This is a genomic window from bacterium, assembly GCA_029210965.1.
Classification (GTDB): Bacteria; BMS3Abin14; BMS3Abin14; order BMS3Abin14; family BMS3Abin14; genus JALHUC01.
The window spans coordinates 1-15,260 of record JARGFZ010000011.1; the positions used below are offsets into that span (position 1 = coordinate 1).

General features: G+C 53.6%; 12 protein-coding genes and 1 tRNA gene. 4 read left to right on the plus strand and 9 right to left on the minus strand.

Features of this window, described 5'->3' with window-relative positions:
- A partial coding sequence (locus P1S59_06250; GenBank protein MDF1525851.1) for a hypothetical protein occupies window positions 1–212 on the plus strand: 212 nt, incomplete at its 5' end.
- Window positions 213–290: 78 nt separating this feature from the next.
- Here P1S59_06250 and P1S59_06255 read toward each other — a convergent pair.
- From P1S59_06255 to P1S59_06290, 8 genes are all read right to left on the minus strand, one after another.
- On the minus strand, window positions 291–1,613 hold the full coding sequence (locus P1S59_06255; protein MDF1525852.1) for a sugar transferase: 1,323 nt from the start codon (window positions 1,611–1,613) through the stop codon (window positions 291–293).
- A 1,037-nt stretch (window positions 1,614–2,650) separates the two neighbouring features.
- A complete protein-coding gene (locus P1S59_06260; protein MDF1525853.1) occupies window positions 2,651–3,238 on the minus strand; it encodes a transcription termination/antitermination NusG family protein in 588 nt (195 codons plus the stop codon).
- 37 nt (window positions 3,239–3,275) lie between these two features.
- Window positions 3,276–4,079, minus strand: coding sequence for a CpsD/CapB family tyrosine-protein kinase (locus P1S59_06265; protein ID MDF1525854.1), 804 nt, complete (start codon window positions 4,077–4,079; stop codon window positions 3,276–3,278).
- Window positions 4,079–5,725, minus strand: coding sequence for a GNVR domain-containing protein (locus tag P1S59_06270; GenBank protein MDF1525855.1), 1,647 nt, complete (start codon window positions 5,723–5,725; stop codon window positions 4,079–4,081). The genes P1S59_06265 and P1S59_06270 overlap by 1 nt, the downstream gene beginning before the upstream one ends.
- A gap of 49 nt (window positions 5,726–5,774) precedes the next feature.
- Window positions 5,775–7,034 carry a hypothetical protein gene (locus P1S59_06275; protein MDF1525856.1) on the minus strand — a complete coding sequence of 420 codons (1,260 nt, stop codon included), beginning with the start codon at window positions 7,032–7,034 and terminating at the stop codon, window positions 5,775–5,777.
- Window position 7,035: 1 nt separating this feature from the next.
- Entirely contained in the window at window positions 7,036–7,650 is a 615-nt protein-coding gene (locus tag P1S59_06280) for a polysaccharide biosynthesis/export family protein (GenBank protein ID MDF1525857.1), read from the minus strand.
- Entirely contained in the window at window positions 7,640–9,145 is a 1,506-nt protein-coding gene (locus P1S59_06285) for a sigma-54 dependent transcriptional regulator (GenBank protein MDF1525858.1), read from the minus strand. Before P1S59_06285 ends, P1S59_06280 begins: the two co-directional genes overlap by 11 nt.
- A 469-nt stretch (window positions 9,146–9,614) precedes the next feature.
- On the minus strand, window positions 9,615–11,042 hold the full coding sequence (locus tag P1S59_06290) for a sigma-54 dependent transcriptional regulator (GenBank protein ID MDF1525859.1): 1,428 nt from the start codon (window positions 11,040–11,042) through the stop codon (window positions 9,615–9,617).
- Between the two features lie 717 nt (window positions 11,043–11,759).
- On the opposite strand from P1S59_06290, the gene P1S59_06295 reads away from it, so the two are divergent.
- Both P1S59_06295 and P1S59_06300 read left to right on the plus strand, forming a co-directional pair.
- Window positions 11,760–11,846 (plus strand) — tRNA-Leu (locus P1S59_06295).
- A gap of 484 nt (window positions 11,847–12,330) precedes the next feature.
- A complete protein-coding gene (locus P1S59_06300) occupies window positions 12,331–12,729 on the plus strand; it encodes a hypothetical protein (GenBank protein MDF1525860.1) in 399 nt (132 codons plus the stop codon).
- 263 nt (window positions 12,730–12,992) lie between these two features.
- Here P1S59_06300 and P1S59_06305 read toward each other — a convergent pair whose 3' ends face one another.
- Window positions 12,993–13,553 carry a class I SAM-dependent methyltransferase gene (locus P1S59_06305; GenBank protein MDF1525861.1) on the minus strand — a complete coding sequence of 187 codons (561 nt, stop codon included), beginning with the start codon at window positions 13,551–13,553 and terminating at the stop codon, window positions 12,993–12,995.
- A gap of 464 nt (window positions 13,554–14,017) precedes the next feature.
- On the opposite strand from P1S59_06305, the gene P1S59_06310 reads away from it, so the two are divergent.
- Entirely contained in the window at window positions 14,018–15,001 is a 984-nt protein-coding gene (locus tag P1S59_06310; GenBank protein MDF1525862.1) for a KamA family radical SAM protein, read from the plus strand.
- Window positions 15,002–15,260 lie beyond the last annotated feature (259 nt).

Here is a 15,260-nt window from a genome sequence, read left to right on the forward strand (position 1 = left end):
GGACCCCGTTAAAAGTTGGGAGCTATTTTAGCATCCCGTTGACAGGTGGTACCGGCCTACTTCATCCCATCTGTGGTGAAATCATCGTTGTTGCGGGAACTGTTTTAACCGGGATTGCCGCGTCGTCCACCAGCGGTGCGACTCCTCGCAATGACCTGTATCACCGTGTCGCCGTGGCACGCGGATCACGGATTACGGATTACGGATCATGAATTATTCACCGCCCCATCCCGCCCGCCAGGGGGCGGGACGAAGCGATCCCGGATGCATCTGGTTGCGGAAAGTTTTTTCTACAGGAACATCTGGCGGATAAGGTCGTTTATGGACCACTTACGCGAGATGCGAACTTCTGGCTCAGGGGAAGCAGTGGCAAGCTTTGAAGACACCGCATCCTTAACCTGTCCCAATATGGCCGGAACTGTTTTGAACGATATGGCCAAATCCATGGCCGCGTTCTTCCGGTTTGCGTACCTGATATCAAGGCGCATCATCTCCTTGAAAGTCAGGCGGTTCTTACCCGACACCTGCCACAGTCCGGTCATACCAGGAACGGTATGAAAACGCTTGCGCTGCCACAGAGCAAACTCCCGGGCCTCGTAATCCAGACAAGGTCTCGGGCCCACCAGGCTCATATCGCCCTTGAAAACGTTAATCAGTTGTGGGAGTTCGTCGATGCAGCCTCTCCGCAGGATCCCGGCAAAAGGGATCAACCGGTTGTCTTTTCCGGTATCAAGCTTCGTCATGGCCTTGCCGTCGGTGCTGATGAGCTCCTTGAGGTAGTCCTTGTGTACGCTGATGTTGTCGGAATCCATCCTCATGGTGCGGAACTTGATCATGGTGAAGGGGCGGCCAAGGTAACCGATCCTTTCCTGCCGGAAGAACACCGGCCCTGGGGATACGATCTTGATGTAAAGAGCTACCACGGCTAAAAGCGGTGAAAAGGCTATGAGCAGTACCGTTGAGCCGATAATGTCGTAGACCCTTTTCCATGCAGGAGCGCGGTCAGGCATGACCAACTCCTCGATAGTTTTCGTTGAATCCGAACGACTCTTATTAACTGCCGCTTCGCTCGCAGTATCATTCTTAGCGGTTTTTTCGTTATGAAGGGTCAACTGCTCTTCCCTGTCAGCACTTTCGCCGATGCCCTCAAAAGAACCCTCTTCCGAACATCTTCTGTCTTCCCTGCCATTATCTCTGCGACGGGAGTTGCCGCCATCAATATCATCGCCAAAATTGCTGAGCCACGGATAGATATAAATCTGGTGGGCGAACCCCTGGCAGGCATCCCTGGCAAGACTTCGGGCACCGTCCATGCCGGTCTCGGGGAGGAAGACACCGATACTGTGCCCGTCCAGCCACCCGATCTCGTCGGTGGTGCGCATGCGCTGAACCAGGGTTCTTGACAACTGGCGGACAGCAGGACCCCGGCTCTTAACATTATCACCGTTACTGCCCCGCAGGTCGATATGAATGAGGGAAAAAGCGTGGGCATTCCGGTCGCATCGGGCGCACTCGTGCAGGATCAGGGTTCGGAACTGGTCGGCCGGCAGCAGGAGTTCGCCTCCCTGGCCGTTTCCGTTTCCGAACACCTTTTTGAGAATACCCAAAGCCATTTTAGATAGGTCCACTTTCTGTAATAAGGTTCTTACTGAAATTCTTACTGAAATTCGTGCTGAAGTTTGGGGATCGTCCCGAACAGGAACCGCTTAAACTTCCCCTAAATCTCATCTCGTAGATCCTGCACCCCAAGACCGGTTTGTCCTATTCTATTAACAAGAAGCATGCCAACATCCGGAAATTACTCATCTCAATAAAAACCCTTAATATCAATGGGTTGGAAACCTGCGGATCTGGATTGAATTCAACAACTTAATACTGCAACCTCAAAGTGGGAAAACAATTACCTATAGTCAGGTGTGAGTGGCAATATATGTAATATTTTACCCATCCAAAATTCCTGGCTACCGTAATTTTGGATGTGGATTCCGGGTCTTCGCCCGGAATGACATTTGAGGAGGTTTTCCCAGAATCAGATTTTCTCCGCCTGTCTATGCTCGTCACGCCAGAGGCGCGAAAACTCAGTGGTTAAAAACATCGCCCTCATTGTAACTGGCGTTTACCAAGTTTACCGGTTTCCTCTGCGTCCTTTGCGTCCTCTGCGTTAAAACAACGTCGCCTTTTATAGTAACCGGGATCGCTTCCACCGTCGCTCTTTGAGCTATGGCGGACAAGTCACACAGGGGACGGATTCCACCTTCGCTTCCACCGTCGCTCTTCGAGCTATGGCGGACAAGAAAGCTATGGTGGACAAGCGCGATGACTAAAGCGAATGTCATTGCGAGCCATTTCCCGTGCGAAGTGATCCCGGGATTGCTTCGGCGCAATCGATAGCCTCGCAATGACAATACCCCGTACTTCCCTCTTTGGACTTTGGACGTTGGGCTTTGGACTCCTGTCAAAGGCTGGTGCCTTTGGCAGGCATGGCTCCGCCATACCGTGCACCCGCCGGCCTGGAAAAAATGGTATGTTGCAGTAAATTCAAATCTTTCTAACCTGGTGACTACGTACTGCTATGTGGTGTTTCTATAAACTTCCATCAGCTTCACTGCTGTTAGACCCTGCTGCTTGAGGTTTCGGCTTCAAACCCTTTCTATAAAGCCTGAACCTGCTGAACCTGATAGATAGGCACCTTGATCGTCGCCTGATAGAGCAGGTCCATGAGCACGTGGACTCTCTTCTCGGCCGAATCGATCCTGAGAACCGTGCCCACCAGGCCCCTCATGGACTCAGTGAGAAACTCAACCTTGTCGCCGGGCAGAAGTCCCGGATCTGTTTCAATTATTCCATCTTCGTTCATATTCTCAGCGAAAAACCGCATGATATCGTCATCCACCGCAGGGGGCGGCGCCTCACCGAACTGCACCAGGTGAAGGACACCCCGCAGCCACCGGACCTTGTGAAAGTCATCCTCGTAGCGAAACCGGCTGAAAACGTAGCCTGGAAACAGGGGAACAGTCTCCTGCCGTCGGCGGCGCCAGCGGTAGTCCATCCCCATGGGGCAAAGGGCCTCGAACCCGGCCTTTGACAGCTCACCCACACAAACCGCCTCGTACCGGGGCTTGCTCCGCACCACGTACCATTTTTTCCCATCAGTCTCCGGGGAAAAAATGGCTGGAAGACCTGATTCTTCCTCAGGATCTTGAGTCAGAGCGTATTTATTTTTGTTGTTATCGCTCATCTGCTTTCTCCCAGACGTTAATTCCGCAGCTGTGAAATTAACGTTTGCCGTAATATCCGTAGGCCCCATACCTCTGCCCCGGGGTTTTTTTAACGGCGTTGAGGATAACCCCCATGATGTTGGCCCCTTCCAGCGCTTCCTGAGCCTGGATGAGGTCCCCCTGGCCGTCCCGGCCAGCCCTCAGAACGATAAAAACTCCGTCACAATGCGGGGCAATGACTGCCGCTTCAGGCATGGGGAAGGCGGGGGGCGCGTCAATGATGATGTACTTGAACCTTCGGCGAAGGTTGTCCAGGAGCACTGCCAGCTCCTGGCTGCTGAGGTGGTCCAGGAACGATTCACTGAACTGCCCCGAAGGGAAGTAGACCATGTCGAACATGCCGCTGTTGACTAGCACCTGGCCGGCCCTTGCCTTCATGTTCAGAACATCGGTAAAGCCCGGCAGGTTTTCTTCCATGATCCCCAGGTACTTCCTGCTCATGGCCCGGCGCGAGTCCACATCCATGAAGAGGGTCTGCCCCCCGTGGGAGCGGGCAAAGGCAAGGGCCAGATTGATGGCACAGGTGGTCTTCCCGGCACCAAGGTTGGGACCGGTGACCATGATCACCCTGCCCTTTGCTCCCTTATCGCCGCTTCCAAACTCCTGCTCCACGCGCGACTTTAAAAACCGGAAATACTCGCTCTCCATGGAACGGGGGCGATGATATACCACCAGCCGTTCATCAATACGCTTCTTGTCAATGTTCGCGATAACCCGGCCGCCGCTTTCGTAACTGTCGCCGCCCAGGTTATATAGCTTGATGGTCTCGGACACAGCTTTGCCCAGATCGTGATCACCCATTACAGCATCCCCTTCACGTTGGTTTTGACCACATTCATGAACTCTCCCAGGTCAACCACATAGCGGTTGAGGAGATAGATCGACAAACCAGAGACTCCCACGAAAAGGAGCAACCCCACCGCTGCCCTGCGCCTGCTCCGGGTACGCTCTGCCTGGCTGGAGATGTGCGGGATGGCAAAGGCGATGGGCATGTCGCTTACCTGCAGCTGCACCTGTTTTAAAGAGTAAAAGGCCGGAAAAAGCGCTTCGAGGAGAAGGGCCAGCCCCATGCCGGCGCCCATGCCCCCGGCAAAACCCATGGCCATGATTTTGGGTCGGTTGGGAAGGTACGGTTTTTCCGGAAAATTGGCCGCGTCTAAAATCTGGAACTTCTCGCCTTTCTGGCGCTTTTCCAGGTTCTCGGACATCTGGGCTTCCATCCTCTTGTTGAGAAGGTCCTCGTAGCTCGTCTTGGTGTTCTCGTAATCCCTGGTTAGCTGGGTCAGCTGCTGCTCTCTCCGGGGCGCCGCCTCGACGCGCCGCTGGTACTGGGTGATCCTCCCGTGCAGTGCCGTCTCCTCCTGCTGAAGGGAAGCCAGACGGGGCCTGATCTCGGTGAGCTGGCGGCGAAGGTTGTTAAGCTCCATGGAGTACCCGGGGCCAGGTGCTACAATCACCGGGGCCCGGGAGGAGGGCTGAACCATGGCCAGTTCCTCCCTGGCCGACTTCAGACTGTTCTCCACGCGAGACAGTTCCCGGCGCGCGGCCAGAAGGTCGGGGTGCTGGTCTGTGTACATGGACTCCATGTTGGCGATGCGCTGACGAAGGGCGTCCCGCCGGGCGACCAACTGGTTAAGGGTCGTGCTGGTGACGGGAGCCTCCCCTTCCCCTGTGGAAATGGAGTTGGCCGCATCCATTTCCCCCTCCAGGCGGCTTATCTCCTGCTCCAGCATCATGAGCCTGCCGTCCAGCTCACGCTGGGACTCCTGGTTGCTGGTAAGCTGAAGCTGGAGGTTGTCGAGCATCCTGAGGTTTGCGTCCAGCTGATCGGGAAGCTCCCCCATGTACCTCGCCTTGTAGCTCTGCACCGCCTGCTCCTGCTCCTCGAGGATGGTTTTGAGCTTTTCCAACTCATCTTCGATGAACTTCGTGGTGCCCTCGGCCTGGAGCTCCCGGACCTGCAGGCTCTCTTCCACGAACAGGGATACCAGGTTGGAGACCGCCAGCATGGCCTTGGTGGCGTCACGGTGGACAAAGTGGACCACGAAGAAGTTGGCGTCCCTCCGGTTGGTGGGAATCTCCACCTCCAGGTCCTTCTGCATGGCGGCCACGAGCACCTCGCTGGGAGCACCCTTTTCCACGAGCTCGGGGTAAAGATCGAGCTTCTTAATAACGGTGAGCAGCTTTGTCCGGCTGGTCAGCCGCTGGTTGATGGATCTCATGCGTGTCTGGATGTCGTCGGTTATGGTTGACCGCACATAGTCAGCGGGAACCTCCTGGGCCTCCACGAACATGGAAGAGCTGCTCCTGTACAAGTTGGGCTGATAGAGGGCCCACAAGGTCACCAGGAGGAAAATAGACACAAAGGGGACCAGGATGATCCACTTGCGTCTCCAGGCGATCTCGAAGACCCTTTGCAGTTCGTTCGTTGACTCTTCAGGGGGCATCTAAAAGTTCCTTCATCTCATTTCCGGTTTCATGTCCTGATAACTTCCCTTAAAAGAAAGCCGCCGACAGCGTGAGGTCCAGCCTGTTTTCGGAAAGATCCCGGAAGGCCTCCGTACTGTCTATCGTTTCGCTCACAGCGGCAGCCTCCAGGCTCAAGGTCCTTGAGGGCGACCAGCTCATTGCCAACTCAAAAAACCAGGTTATGTCTGTCCTGTCAGCGGCAGCGTTGCCGTACACCTCGGCATAACGGTACTGAATGCGAGGTTCCACAGAATAGGCGCTGGTAAGGTTCCACATCAGACCAGCCTGGATCTGGCCTGCCCTGGTCCAGGCAACATCCCCTTCTTCCGGGTCCCGAATAGAAGAGAAAACAGACAGGGAGCTGTCGAACTGAACACGCCTGTCCGGCAAGCCCGTAACACCTAATTCAACCCTGGGCTCCCAACGCCTTTCATCCACGATGGGCTTGATCCCGTCCACCCCCACTTCGCTGGTGAAGGTCCAGTCGGTGGACATTTCAACAACGTAAAGGGCTACCACACTGACCATATTGGAATGTTCCCTCGCTCCATCAGATCTTTCCAGCTGCGAGCTTTCCCAATCGAGACGGTAGCCTGTGGAGGTCGATCGATCCGTTTGATTCGTCATATTGAAACTCAGGGAAGATCCGGTCCAGGAGTCTGCCTCCACGGCATCCGAACCTTCGTGATATCCTACATCAATAGTGAGGGAACGTCTCCGGTTCAAAGTCAGGCCCCAACCAAGGCCTCCCCGGGTTTCCTCCAGGTCAAGATCGATATTGCGCTGGGTTCTGGCATCGACATTTCCGTGCCACTGGAAGGTCTGTGAAGACCTTCGCCCGGCGCCAACACTCACATTGGATCTCCTGGTTCGAAGCCTCCCCTGGTTGATGTCCCCAAGCTCCGGATTTTCCGTCTCTTCCGAGAAGTTCGCCGACCCTTCCACATAACCTGTGGTGGCCCAGGGGAACCTCATGTTCAGCCGGAAACGGTAATTGTCCGAATTGCTGAAATCATCACTCTTCCGGGTCTCCACTCCCCCTCCCGCGAGGAAGTTCACCGTACCTGTGCCCGGCTCCCCCGAAATATTGAGATCACCTTCCATTGTGAGCAGGTACCCCTCTATTTCCTGGCCAACAGGCGCCCGGTCGATGTTGTCGCTCACAGTCAACCTGCTGCGACCCAAAAGCTGAAAATCCAGAGCTGTCGCCATATCAGCCACTCCCAAAACCATCGCACACACCAGGCACATGGTCATGCCCCTGCCGGCTTTGCATTTATTCTTCATCTCACGGAACAACCAGCGTGTCCCCGCGCTCTAAAACCGGGTTGAACTTAACATCCGGTTCCCTGAGCATCTTCGTGTAGCTCAAGGGGATATTCCTCTGGCTCTCACCCACCCCCCTGACCAGGACCATTTTCTCCCTGCTGGCGAACTCGGTAAAACCGCCCGCCAGGGCCAGAGCCTGGAGCGCCGTCAGGGATCCATCAATGGCGTAGGTTCCAGGGTTGGTCACCTCCCCCAGAATGTAGATCCGGTTGGAGGCAGCCTCCACAACAATGATGCTCACATAGGGTGCTTCGATGAAAAGCTTTAGTTTCTGCTCGATCTGCATGCTGGTGCCATCGGTGGTGTTGCCCTGGGCAAGGATGTCTCCGATAAGGGGCATGGAGAATTTGCCGTCAGGCCGAACCCGAAACTCTCCTGAAACCTCTTCATTTTTCCAGACGACTACCTGGATGAGGTCGCCGGCTCCCAGCTGGTAATCCCCAGCGGGTTTATTACGTGCCGCCGGAACTTTCTCCTTGCCAAAAGTGGCAGACGGGACACTCACAAGTAATGCTCCGCAAAAGAACAGGGTCAGTAAGGCTGCCAGTGCCGCTTTTCCCTTTCTAGTTTTCATCGAGTCCCGTCTCCTTGATCTTGGTGAGCAGAGTCTTGTAACTGACACTGAGGATCTGCGCCGTTTTTTTCCTGTTCCAACGCGTCTGCTGCAGAACCCTGGCAATGGCCTCCCTTTCGGCAGCAAGAGCAGCCTCCTTGGCGATCTCCTTCAGGTTAAGACCATTGGGGAAAACTGTGTTTTCATCGTTACCAGAGATTTTGGGAGAGCTTTGATCCAGGGCAGCGTCTGCTGGAAAAGGGTTATTTGTTGGATTAGTGCTTTTTGGATAGGTGTCTTTTGGAAGAGTGCCTGGTGGAAGGGTGCCTGGTGGATAGGCGCCTGGAAGATCGGCTTTGTTGTAAGGAACCGGAAATTGATCCGGATGCTGGGCTGTCGTTATCTGATCCAGACCGTTCATGTGCCCCCGGAGGTTTGCGCCTCCCAATACCGTTGCCCGACGAATGGTGTTCTCCAGTTCCCGTATGTTGCCGGGCCACCGATAGTTGAAAAGAAAGTTTTTCGCGTCGTCGTCCAGGTGGACCGGAGTTTTGTTGTACTGCCGCGCGAACTTGTCCCTGAAATAGTCGATAAGAGTTTCCAGCTGCCTGAGACGTTCGCGGAGCGGAGGCACATTGATATGGACAACGTTGAGACGGAAGAACAGGTCGTCACGGAAAGATCCTCTTTGAACGCACTCTTCAAGGTCCTGATTGGTGGCAACAATGATACGGACATCTACCTTCACTTCCCTTGTGGAACCCAGTGTGGTAACCGTCCCATCCTGAAGAACGTGGAGCAGCTTGGACTGAAGGGGATAGAAAAGTTCGCTGATCTCGTCCAGGAACAGAACCCCCCCATCAGCCGCTTCGAACTTCCCGGGCTTGCGGCGATAGGCGCCCGTAAAAGCGCCGCGTTCATATCCGAAAAGTTCACTTTCAAGCAATTCCGAAGGAATGGCAGCGCAGTTCACCTTGATGAAAGGGCCCTTGCGACTGGATTTACCGTGGATGTATTTGGCTACGATCTCCTTGCCGGTCCCGCTTTCCCCCGTAATAAGAACCGGGAGATCAACATCCAGGATCTTGTCCACCACCTGACCCACAGCGGCCATTTTTGCGGACCCTTCAAAAATAACCTCATATGGAAGAGGCTCCCGATCGTTCTCCTCCTCTTTAGAACCAGACTCCAGTGCTTCCTCTGGCCCCCTTTTGCGGCGGTCAACATCCAGGATCCCCTGAACACTTGAGAATAAACGGTCCTTTCTCACCGGCTTTATCAGGTAATCCGCAACACCCAGCCGCATGACCTCGATAGCGTCCTGGGCGGTATCTCCACAGATGACGATGACAGGGAGGGTCGGATGCTCCATTTTCAATGACCGGATGAGCTCCTCAACCCGGAAATCGCAGTTGGTGTGGTCGAGGATCAAGAGATTCCAGACGCTGCTCCCCAGTGTGGAGTCCAGATGATCAAAGTTCTCCAGCAGTTGGATCTCCCCGGGAAACTTTTCCATTATCCAGGATCTATACTCAGCCGTCTCTTTTTGTGGCCCCGCCACGAGTATCCTCAATTTCAGGATCTCTCCTTTCCGAGTTTTATCCGGTTATAATCTTCCGTTTTCATCCGAGCAGGTAGCAGTTGGAGATGATTATAAGGCAAGATGTATGCCACTATAGTGAAAACTTTTACATATGGCTTGGAAAGGGGGCTTATGAGGGAAGCTGGGTCCTACTTGATAGTCGTGAAAGGGGTGTAATGAGATATACTTATGTATATATGTGTAAATATTTTCCCACTAGGAACAATTTTACCCAAAAACTAGGAGCCTGTCGGAGAACCCCATTCAGGCTCCTAGCTGGAGTTTGCCGGAAAATAGCGTTCTTAAAAGGCCGGGTAAATTAAGCAGTTAGAATCACCTTTATTAAAGGACACGCCTTCCGGCAAACATATCTAGCAGCGTGGGACGGTTTCCCGACACGCTGCTAGGGTATCACAATACCACAATCCTTGATCTTGTAGAGGAGAGCCTTGTAACTGATCTTGAGGATCAGGGCCGCCCTGGATCGGTTCCACCGGGTGGCCTCAAGAACACTGAGGATAGCCTTCCTCTCCGCTTTGCGGGCCGCAATTCGGGCTATCTCTTTCAGGGGCATGCCCTCGTGAGGGTGCTTCTGGTTTACTTCAGAACCTTCGATTTTCTCTGGAGCTGATCCCACATCAGGATCCAGGGTACTGTCCGGCTTTTCAACAGATTCAGGAAGTTCGATCCGGGGCGCTCCGGCAAGTTCAAACCCGCTGCCCAGCTTACCCAGAACCACGTATCTGCTCACAGCGTTTTCAAGCTCTCTGACGTTACCAGGCCACCGGTGCCTCAGGAGATAATATCTTGTCTCATCGTCAAATTCCACACTCTTTCCGAACTTCTGATTGGTGCGATGAAGGAAATGGTCGGCAAGGACCATGATGTCCGAGGGGCGCTCACACAGGGGAGGAACGTGGATCCGGATGACGTTGAGCCGATAATACAGATCGGAACGAAACTCACCCTTATTGACCGCACTCTCTATATTACGGTTGGTGGCGACAACCATCCTCGCCCTGGATTTGAGCATCCTGTTGCTGCCAAGCCTTGTAAAACTCCCATCCTGGAGAACGTGAAGGAGTTTTGACTGGAGTTCCAGTTCCAGTTCGCCGATCTCGTCTAAAAAAAATGTACCGTCGTTTGCCCTTTCGAATTTGGCCGGTTTGGATTTAACCGCGCCCGTAAAGGCACCCTTCTCAAACCCGAAAAGCTCTCCCTCCAGCAAATTAGCAGGCAAGGCCGCGCAGTTCACCTTCACAAAGGGACCATTTCTCCGGTCCGAACGCTGATGGATCTCCCGAGCCACCAACTCCTTACCCACCCCGCTCGCCCCGGTTATGAGCACCGGAACAGTGGTGGAGGCGACCCGCTGAATAGTTTCCATGATCGACGCCATGGCGCTGCTTGTGTACAGGAAACACGCATCGTCGTGAAAAGCGTTGCGCTGCTGGCCCCGGTCGATCTCCACCTGGAGCTGGCGATACTGAAGCGCCTCGTTAACTGCGATACGCACATTTTCCAGCTTGAACGGCTTAGGAATAAAATCCAGCGCCCCCAGCCTCATGGCTTCAACGATGGTGTCCACTCCATCGTCAGCTGACAGGACGATAGCCCTGATCAAAGGGTAACGTTGACGAACGACCTTCAGGAACTCTATACCGCCCATCCCCGGCAGAGAAAGGTCCAGGAGGATTATCTCCGGCACTGATCCCGAATCGATCTGGGCAAAGGCTTCTTCACAGCTCGCAGCCATGAACAGCTTTCGACCGCCTTCTTCAAGACCTGCCTGAAGAAGTTTTCGTACCATCGGATCATCCTCGATGACCATGACGGCGTTAACTTTTCTGATTTGCGGGTCGTTTGGCATGGGAAGAAAGCCTACAGTACGTTTCACCTCTGTTAGAATTAGTAAAATACTATAAACTTACGGGCTATTGTGTAAAAAAGCATCCTATTTGTAAACAATATTACATGATTTATCTTACAATTTCATTTTTATGGATTTTCAGGATAATGCGTGTATGGGCGATCTCACGCCAAAACCCGGAAGGCTTATTCACCACAGAGCTCACAGAGGTCACTGAGAAAATAATGGAAATGGGGCAATAGGCACCAGGCAATGGGCAATGGAGGGAGGGGGAAGAAGATGGATGTGGACAATATTAGCCCCCTCACCAGGGGGTGGAAGGATATGGAAAGGTGACTATTATTCGGTCCGGAATGACAACCGTTTCTGTCATCGCGAATCACGTCCACAGCGTGATGAAGCGATCTCGGCACCGGGATTGCCGCGTCGCCCTCGCCCCTCACGACGCTCCTCGCAATGACAGGTGCGGCATGGATTCCGGCTCACGACTTCATCGCGTCCGGAATGACGGTAAAAAGTGGAAGAATTTTCATGTTTAACCTTTCAGGTTATACCCTGTGGTGCTGTCTACAAATGGCAGCGCTATGGTAAATCAGCTTTAACCGTTTTCACAGGAACTGTTGTTTCCCCTGCTTTCTTCTTCCCACTTCCCTCGATCTTTCCTATAATAGCGCCCGTGCCGGAGTGGCGGAACTGGTAGACGCAGGGGACTCAAAATCCCCCGGGGGTAACCCCATCCCGGTTCGATTCCGGGCTTCGGCACCACTCGACGCATAAAAAGCTCGCCATGATATGGCGAGTTTTTTTATTTGCTCGTGGCAGGCCATTTCAAGTCAGCCCGGATGAGAACCCGCCTTCGCCGATCCAGCAAGGCTACGGCGGACAAGCGCGATGACCCATCTTCGTTCTGTGTTCTACATTCTGTAGTTTCGCCCTTTCACCAGGTCGGTCAGTCGGATGCTCCTTCCGTCCTGTCTTCGCCACCTGCCAAAATAATATCACCCGTTATGGAGTCTACATATTTTGAAATTCCAGATCCCAGGTTGGGAATGCTCGTAGGTGCGTATGGCTAGAATGAGTTAGATCTGATGGTATTACAAATACACGCTCCACGCACACACGATGTTATTCCTGTCTCCATGTCGCCTGAATTCCAGGTACTGCATTCTGAAGCCTCATCTGCTATCTTCCTCCCATGAATACATTCCTTATCATAATAGCTGTCGCTGGTGGAGGCTGGGTCCTTCTTATGCTTGGCCTCAAGGGCATGGCTGCTCTCCTCCGCAAGAGCGCCGTTAAAGCAACCAAAAATGCTCTGGCAGGCGAGAACATCCTCAAGATGACCGACAACGTCAGTTTCCTTGGAGCTGACTTCCCAGGTCCCAACCTGCCCCCCAGGACCAGCGGTGTCCTGGCAGTTTCAGACAGCCGGGTTATTTTTCTCCCCTGGTTCCCGCGCCGGGCCATCACATTGCCAAGGGAAACCATCGCCGAGGTCACCCTTATGGACCGGTATGGTGATATGGCCTATAACATTCCTGTGCTCTCACTGAAGATCAAAGGAGTAGGTGATCCTCATGGAAACATGGCGTGGCTGACTCACGAACCGGAGGAGTGGGAGCGGGTGGTCAAGTCTATCCTCAAATGAGGATCGGCAATGAGGAAATCGGCGACATCACGCCTCTGGCGTGACAGGCTTTCGACACGGTGAAGGGGAGACACGGGGTAAAGTCTGGTGATGGGTAAGCCGTTACGAGTGATAGGTGAAAGCAACGACCCTGCGAGCTTTAAATTCAAACCGAAAAGTGAATGAGGAAAGTGGAAGGTGGGAGAAAATTACAAAAACAAAGCGGCTCTGCGCCGCTTGCTCTACTTCACAATTCCACATTCCTCCTTCTTTATTCCGATCCTCTACTTACGTCCCACCCTCTTCGCTGTCAGCGCGTAGTGACCAACGAACACGAAGTGGTCTTTCACATTGACGAACCCGGCAAACCCCAGGTTCTGCAGAACGTGCTCCCTGGATATACGATCGCCGATGGGGGGGCCTACTCCCAGATCCTCCTCCGGGTCCCAGTCGATGAGAAGCAGGGTACCCCCAGGTTTCAGGATCCGGTGGACCTCCTTGAGGAAAGCCAGGCGTCCTTTAACCTCATGATAAACGTTACCGAGGTTAACAAGGTCAATGGACGCATCCTCGATAGGGATCCTGTCGCTCACGGTCTGGAGGATCTGGACATTGGTCAGTTCCAGATTGTCCACACGCTTATCCAGTTCCTCCAGCACGGGTGTACTGCGATCCACGGCGATAACCTTACGTGAATTTCTCCACTGTTCGGCAATGGGAAGTGTGTAGTACCCAATCCCGCACCCGATATCCGCACAGGTCCGCCAACGCAAGCTGCGCACCAGACCAAGGAAATCGTCTATGTTCTGGAGAGACTTTCGCTCAGGGGATTCAAGTTTGGTCAAGTCACGAGCACTGATCACCAATTTGCAAACCTCGAAACTATTAGGATAAGGAAAGTATAGTGCCTGCCGGTCACCCTTCGCAAGTCCTTTATGAGAAGCTGCTTCATCCCGGGACTAGGGCGAAACCGAACGAGCGAACCCGCCGAGTTCGTATGGCACTGATAATTTATCCGGAGAGAAAGCAGTCAGGATACCGATAATAAAGGATATTCAGGTAAGCCAACGTCCCCTGCACATACTACTGTGCACCTTTAATTACTCAAAACTCTCTGCGGTTAAACATCCTGTCAAATGGTCCGACCACTACAGGGGACTATGGTAAATTGCTCATTCTTGAAGTAAAGTCAACCCCGAGATTCGAAATTCTGCTACAGGGAGAGGCTGGCCGAATTTCGAATATGGATAAAACTTCTGCCTGCAATCGCTATGGCAAGCAGATCTGAAAAAAATAATCCCGGATAAACATGCTTACTAAAGATTTGAAGAAAGATATTAAGAAGGTCACGGCCAGATACCCTGCACTGATAAACGACTACTACAATGAACTGGCCAGTATCGCTGGAACACCGATCGTCAGGCAGGTGATGCCCGACATTGAGGAGTTATCGCCCGACAATGAGATGATGGCTGAAGATCCCGTGGGCGAGGATCTTTACTCCCCTGTACCAAACCTGACCCATCGCTACCAGGACAGAGTGCTCCTGCTCATATCCGATCGCTGCCCTATCTATTGCCGGTTCTGCACCAGGAAAAGAAAAGTAGGCCGGTCACTGCGCGTTACTGATGAAACAGTTCGGGAGGGGATCGATTACATAAAAAAGCATCCCGGGATCAGAGACGTGCTTCTATCGGGCGGCGACCCCCTCATGCTGGAAAATGAACGGCTGGATCAGATCCTTTCAGAGATCAGGGATATCCCCCATGTGGAGATCCTTCGGATCGGAACACGAGTCCCGGCCGCATATCCGGAAAGGGTATCGGCTGATCTTGCAGCCTTGCTCGGCGGCTTTTCGCCCCTGTACATTCATACCCACTTTAATCACCCCGCCGAGATAACCACCCAGTCCAGGGAAGCCTGCAGAGTTCTTGCCGATGCCGGGATCCCTCTGGGTAACCAGACCGTCCTTCTGGGGGGCATCAACGACGACCCCGATACATTGGAAAAACTTTTCAGGGAACTGCTCCTGATGAGGGTAAGACCCTACTATCTGTTCCAGATGGATGCAGTCAGGGGAACCAGGCACTTTAGCACCCCTCTCATGACAGGTGTCAGGATCATGGAAGAACTGCACAGAAGAACCTCTCCCATGGCCTTGCCCACCTTTGTTGTGGACCTGCCTGACGGCCAGGGAAAAGTCTTCCCGACCCACACTTCGATCCTCTTTCCAGGCACCCCGGAGCAGGCCATTATCACATGGGACGGGAAGGTGGTGCCATACCCGGACTGAGGAACGGTATGGGGGTGTCGGAGTATCGGGGTATCGGAGTGTCAGGGAAAGACCGCCTGACGCGGAGACGCGATGACGCGGAGACACGGGGGAAAGGCGGAAGAACTGTAACTAGGTATCCAGGTGAAAACTTGAATAGCCAGCCTGTCACGGCGACCGGTCACGGCATAGCCAAGGCGACGACGGAAGCTGAATGCGAAGACGGAAGTTCGACATGTGGGGGCATAGCATTGCCATCAGCGACGCCCCAAGAACGAAG

What these genes read in the sequence shown, in the direction of transcription:
- P1S59_06255 (MDF1525852.1), bottom strand. Translation starts at nt 1,613, where the DNA reads ATGGCTTTGGGTATTCTCAAAAAGGTGTTCGGAAACGGAAACGGCCAG.
- P1S59_06260 (MDF1525853.1), bottom strand. Translation starts at nt 3,238, where the DNA reads ATGAGCGATAACAACAAAAATAAATACGCTCTGACTCAAGATCCTGAG.
- P1S59_06265 (MDF1525854.1), bottom strand. Translation starts at nt 4,079, where the DNA reads ATGGGTGATCACGATCTGGGCAAAGCTGTGTCCGAGACCATCAAGCTA.
- P1S59_06270 (MDF1525855.1), bottom strand. Translation starts at nt 5,725, where the DNA reads ATGCCCCCTGAAGAGTCAACGAACGAACTGCAAAGGGTCTTCGAGATC.
- P1S59_06275 (MDF1525856.1), bottom strand. Translation starts at nt 7,034, where the DNA reads ATGAAGAATAAATGCAAAGCCGGCAGGGGCATGACCATGTGCCTGGTG.
- P1S59_06280 (MDF1525857.1), bottom strand. Translation starts at nt 7,650, where the DNA reads ATGAAAACTAGAAAGGGAAAAGCGGCACTGGCAGCCTTACTGACCCTG.
- P1S59_06285 (MDF1525858.1), bottom strand. Translation starts at nt 9,145, where the DNA reads ATGGAAAAGTTTCCCGGGGAGATCCAACTGCTGGAGAACTTTGATCAT.
- P1S59_06290 (MDF1525859.1), bottom strand. Translation starts at nt 11,042, where the DNA reads ATGGTCATCGAGGATGATCCGATGGTACGAAAACTTCTTCAGGCAGGT.
- P1S59_06300 (MDF1525860.1), top strand. Translation starts at nt 12,331, where the DNA reads ATGCTTGGCCTCAAGGGCATGGCTGCTCTCCTCCGCAAGAGCGCCGTT.
- P1S59_06310 (MDF1525862.1), top strand. Translation starts at nt 14,018, where the DNA reads ATGCTTACTAAAGATTTGAAGAAAGATATTAAGAAGGTCACGGCCAGA.